Here is a 4780-nt window from a genome sequence, read left to right as displayed (position 1 = left end):
ACCGCCACAACCAGCAGCGCGATCGACAGCGGCGCCACGACGGCGGCGTTTTCCAGGCCGGTGATGCGGCCGTTTTCCACCTCAAGGCCAAGCACGCCAAGGGCTGCCGCGACACCTCGATTGCCGTCGATGCAGATAAAGGCCAGCAGGGCGAAAACGATCGCCCAGTGCAAGGCCAGAAAAGAGGTCAATACATGCCGCATGGCGTTCCTGCTTTGCAGGGCAAGGAACGACATGGTTAACCAATCCTTGCTCCGACGGGAACAGTGGGCCTTGCGGGCCGCCGCCGCAATGGAAACCATTCATTAAGGTTAACGCCTATCCAGGCCGGGATAAGGGACCGCACAGGTCCGCTCAGTTCACCGGCGGATAAAGCGTGTCGACGATCATGCGGGCGTCGTGGCGCGAATCGAGCATGCCATAGGTGTTGCGCCACTGGCCGGCGAGACGCGTCTCGACGAAGGCGTCTGCGATACGCCCTGCCCCCAACCGGCGAAGCTCGGCCGCCGCCGCCGACAGCGCCAGTTGCTCGGTGAGCAGGCGCGCCGAGCCCTCGTCGGTCGCCGCCACCTGCATGGCAGCCTTGAGCACGCCAATGGTGCCGCGGCCGCCTGCGCCGAGGTCGCGGTCGATGCCGGCCAGCACCTCCTCGAACAGGCCTGGCGCGCGGCCCAGCACGCGCAGCACGTCAAGCGCCATGACATTGCCGGAGCCTTCCCAGATCGCATTTACCGGAGCCTCGCGGTAGTAGCGGGCGAGCGGCGCCTCTTCGACATAGCCATTGCCGCCGAGGCATTCCATGGCTTCGTAGAGCAGCGGCGGCGCGATCTTGCAGACCCAGTATTTGACGACCGGCGTCATGGCGCGGGCGAAAGCCGCCTCGCCGCGATCGCTGGCCGCCTCGTCGAAAGAGCGCGCCAGACGAAACGACAGCGCGGTGGCGGCGGCAACGTCGAGCGCCATATCGGCAAGCACACGCTGCATCAGCGGCTGGTCAACCAGATTGGCGCCGAACACCTGTCGATGGCGGGCGTGGTGGACGGCTTCGGCCAGCCCTGCGCGCATGATCGCCGATGAGGCGACGGCGCAGTCGAGCCTGGTCAGCGTCACCATGTCCATGATCGTCTTGATGCCAGCGCCAGGCTCGCCAACCATCTCGCCGATGGCGTTGACGAACTCCACTTCCGAGGAGGCATTGGAGCGATTGCCAAGCTTGTCCTTCAGCCGCTGGAAGCGGAAACCGTTGCCGGAGCCGTCGCCAAGGATGCGCGGAACGAGGAAGCACGAAAGCCCTTCCGGCACCTGCCCGAGCACCAGGAAGGCGTCGGACATCGGCGCCGACATGAACCATTTGTGGCCGGTCAGGCGATAGAATCCGCTGCCCGCCCGCTCGGCCCTTGTCACGTTGGCGCGCACATCGGTGCCGCCCTGCTTCTCGGTCATGCCCATGCCGAGGGTGAGCCCGGTCTTTTCGACCGGTGGCTTCTGGCTCTGGTCGTATTTGCGGGTCGTTACGCGCGGCGCCCATTCGCGGAACAGTTTTGGGCTTGCCATCAGCGCCGCCAGCGAGGCGCTGGTCATGGTGATCGGGCAGAGGTGCCCGGTCTCCAACTCGGCGGTGATGTAGAAGCGCGCCGCCCTCACCTGATGACGGCGGCCGATCTCGGCGTCGCCGTTTTCCCAGACCGAGGAATGCAGTCCGTTGGCGACCGAGCGGCGCATCAGGGCGTGGTAGGCGGGATGGTACTCGACCAGATCGATGCGCCGGCCCTGGCGATCATGGGTTTTGAGCTTCGGCGTCTCGACATTGGCGAGGCGGGCCAGTTCCTGCGCTTCCTGCGTCAGCACGAAACGGCCGAGCCCGTCGAGGTCCTTGCGCACCGGTTCAGAAAAGCGCTCGGCAAGCTGGATCAGCAACGGATCGCCCCGCCAGGCGTTGCCGCCCGTCAGCGGCGGCGGCTGGTTCGTCACGTCGTCGGTCACGCCCTGTCCTTATCTTGCGAAAGCTACGAATCCGAAGGCTTCGGCGGGTTATAGCCCAAGCGTTGCCGCGCGCACGACGAAAATACCGGGGAGAAAGCCTGCAATCCAAAGCTGGTGCTTGCGGCTGGGGACACCGCACCCTATAGCAGCGCCTTGAGATGACCGACGCTTCGTCCTTGCCGCTCTACCCTCATCGCCATCTTCTGGGCATCCGCGATCTTTCCCCCGCCGATATCGAGCTGCTGCTCGACCGGGCGGACCGGGCCGTCGCGATCTCGCGGCAGCCGGAGAAGAAAACCTCGACGCTGCGCGGCCGCACCCAGATCAACCTGTTCTACGAGGCCTCGACCCGCACGCAGTCGTCGTTCGAACTGGCCGGCAAGCGGCTCGGCGCCGACGTCATGAACATGTCGGTGGCGAGTTCCTCAGTTAAGAAGGGCGAGACGCTGATCGACACGGCGATGACGCTCAACGCCATGCGGCCGGACATCTTGATCATCCGTCACCAGTCGGCGGGTGCGGCAGCACTCCTGGCGCAGAAGGTCGGCTGCTCCGTCGTCAATGCCGGCGACGGCGCGCATGAGCATCCTACGCAGGCGCTGCTTGACGCCCTGACCATCCGCCGCGCCAAGGGGCCGCTATCGAAGCTGATCGTGGCGATCTGCGGCGACATCCTGCATTCGCGCGTCGCCCGCTCCAACATCATGCTGCTCAATGCGCTCGGTGCCCAGGTGCGCGTCGTCGCGCCCTCGACGCTGCTGCCCTCGGGCATCGACAGGATGGGCGTCATCGTCGCCCGCTCGATGGCCGAAGGCCTCAAGGACGCCGATGTCGTGATGATGCTGCGCCTGCAGCGCGAGCGCATGGAAGGCGCTTTCGTGCCGTCGATTCGTGAGTATTTCCGCTATTTCGGCCTCGATGCCGAGAAGCTCAAGGCGGCCAAGGACGATGCGCTGGTCATGCATCCCGGCCCGATGAATCGCGGCGTCGAGATTGCGTCCGAAATCGCCGACGGGCCGCAGAGCGTCATCCAGGAACAGGTGGAGATGGGCGTCGCCGTGCGCATGGCGGTAATGGAAGCGTTGCTCGATCCGCGCCGCAACCATGAGGGGCGCGGCGCATGACGACAACGGTCTTCAGCAAGGCGCATATCGTCGATCCCTCGCGCGGCATCGACGAGGTCGGCACGGTCATCGTCGAGGGCAGGAAGATTGTCGCCGCCGGCAAGGCGGCGCTGAACCAGGGTGTGCCGGAAGGCGCGACTGTCATCGACTGCGCGGGAAAGACCCTCATTCCAGGTTTGATCGATAGCCGCGTCTTCATCGGCGAGCCCGGCGGCGAGCATCGCGAGACTATTGCCTCGGCGAGTGTGGCGGCAGCGGCGGGCGGCGTCACCTCGATCGTCATGATGCCCGACACCGATCCGGTGATCGACAATGTCGCGCTGGTCGAATTCGTGCTGCGCACAGCCAAGGATACGGCAAGCGTCAACATCTTTCCGGCGGCGGCGATCACCAAGGGGCTCGACGGCCGCGAGATGACCGAGTTCGGCCTGCTGCGCGAGGCCGGCGCCGTCGCCTTCACCGACGGGCGCCACACAATCGCCAGCGCCCTGGTGATGCGCCGGGCGCTGACCTACGCCCGCGACTTCGGCGGCGTCGTCGCGCATGAGACGCAGGACGCCGACCTTGCCTCGGCGGGCGTGATGAATGAGGGCCTCTACGCAAGCTGGCTCGGCCTTGCCGGCATTCCGCGCGAGGCGGAATCGATCCCGCTGGAACGTGACCTCGCTTTGGCGCGGCTGACGCGCGGAACTTATCACGCGGCCAAGATCTCGACGGCGATGGCGGCCAACGCCGTGAGCCGGGCGAAAGCTGACGGTGCCAATGTCACGGCCGGCGTGTCGATCCACAATTTGTCCCTCAACGAGAACGACGTCGGCGAATACCGCACGTTCTTCCGGCTGACGCCGCCGCTGCGTGCCGAGGACGACCGGCTGGCCATGATTGAGGCGATCAAGGACGGCACCGTCGACATTGTCGTGTCCTCGCACGATCCGCAGGATGTCGACACCAAGCGCCTGCCCTTCGCCGACGCGGCGGCCGGCGCGATCGGGCTGGAAACGCTGCTGGGCGCGGCGCTGCGGCTCTATCACAATGGCGACGTCTCGCTGCTCAGGCTTGTCGAGGTGCTGTCGGCCGCTCCGGCGAAACTGTTCGGCCTGCCCGGCGGCACGCTGAAGCCGGGTGCCGCGGCCGACCTCGCGCTCGTCGATCTGCACGAGCCCTGGATCGTCAGCGAGAGCGGCCTTCGCTCGCGCTCGAAGAACACCTGCTTCGAGGGCGCGCGGCTGCAAGGCAAGGTCTTGCAAACGATGGTGTCGGGCCGCACAGTGTTTTCAATCTAGGCCGATGGCGGCGTAGTCCGCCATTTCGTGCGGTGAAGGAAATGCGGGGTGAAACAATGGGTTATGGCGGTATCCTGGCGCTACTGTTCGGCTATCTGCTTGGCTCGATTCCCTTCGGCCTGCTGATCACTGGCGCCGCCGGCCTTGGCGACGTGCGCAAGATCGGTTCCGGCAATATCGGCGCCACCAACGTGCTGCGCACCGGCAACAAGGGGCTCGCCGCCGCCACGCTGCTGCTCGACGCCCTGAAAGGCACGGCGGCGGTGCTGATCGCCGGCCGCTTCGCGCCGGAGTTCGCGCTTTGGGCCGGCTTCGGTGCCTTCCTTGGCCATCTCTTTCCGGCCTGGCTCGGCTTCAAGGGCGGCAAAGGCGTCGCAACCTATCTCGGCG

4 protein-coding genes and 1 pseudogene are annotated in these 4780 nt (G+C 66.0%); 3 read left to right on the top strand and 2 right to left on the bottom strand.

Annotation, left to right across the window (positions count from 1 at the left end; translation table 11 throughout):
• Both EN781_RS26325 and EN781_RS26320 read right to left on the bottom strand, forming a co-directional pair.
• Positions 1-203: pseudogene (locus EN781_RS26325) on the bottom strand (hypothetical protein); the annotation flags it as partial.
• Between the two features lie 151 nt (positions 204-354).
• The gene (locus EN781_RS26320; protein WP_126054688.1) at positions 355-1983 is read right to left on the bottom strand and encodes a DNA alkylation response protein; all 1629 of its coding nucleotides are present in this window, start codon (positions 1981-1983) and stop codon (positions 355-357) included.
• Positions 1984-2141: 158 nt separating this feature from the next.
• Between EN781_RS26320 and EN781_RS26315 the strand changes: the two genes are divergently transcribed.
• The 3 genes from EN781_RS26315 to EN781_RS26305 all read left to right on the top strand — a co-directional run.
• The gene (locus EN781_RS26315; RefSeq protein WP_126054689.1) at positions 2142-3107 is read left to right on the top strand and encodes an aspartate carbamoyltransferase catalytic subunit; all 966 of its coding nucleotides are present in this window, start codon (positions 2142-2144) and stop codon (positions 3105-3107) included.
• On the top strand, positions 3104-4390 hold the full coding sequence (locus tag EN781_RS26310; protein WP_126054690.1) for a dihydroorotase: 1287 nt from the start codon (positions 3104-3106) through the stop codon (positions 4388-4390). Before EN781_RS26315 ends, EN781_RS26310 begins: the two co-directional genes overlap by 4 nt.
• Before the next feature lie 56 nt (positions 4391-4446).
• Positions 4447-4780: glycerol-3-phosphate acyltransferase (locus EN781_RS26305; protein WP_189347866.1), on the top strand; the 334-nt coding region annotated here is incomplete at its 3' end.

The organism is Mesorhizobium sp. M4A.F.Ca.ET.090.04.2.1 (assembly GCF_003999085.1).
GTDB lineage: Bacteria > Pseudomonadota > Alphaproteobacteria > Rhizobiales > Rhizobiaceae > Mesorhizobium.
Note: the sequence above shows the minus strand (reverse complement) of the source record. Positions and strands in the feature narration are given on the sequence as shown.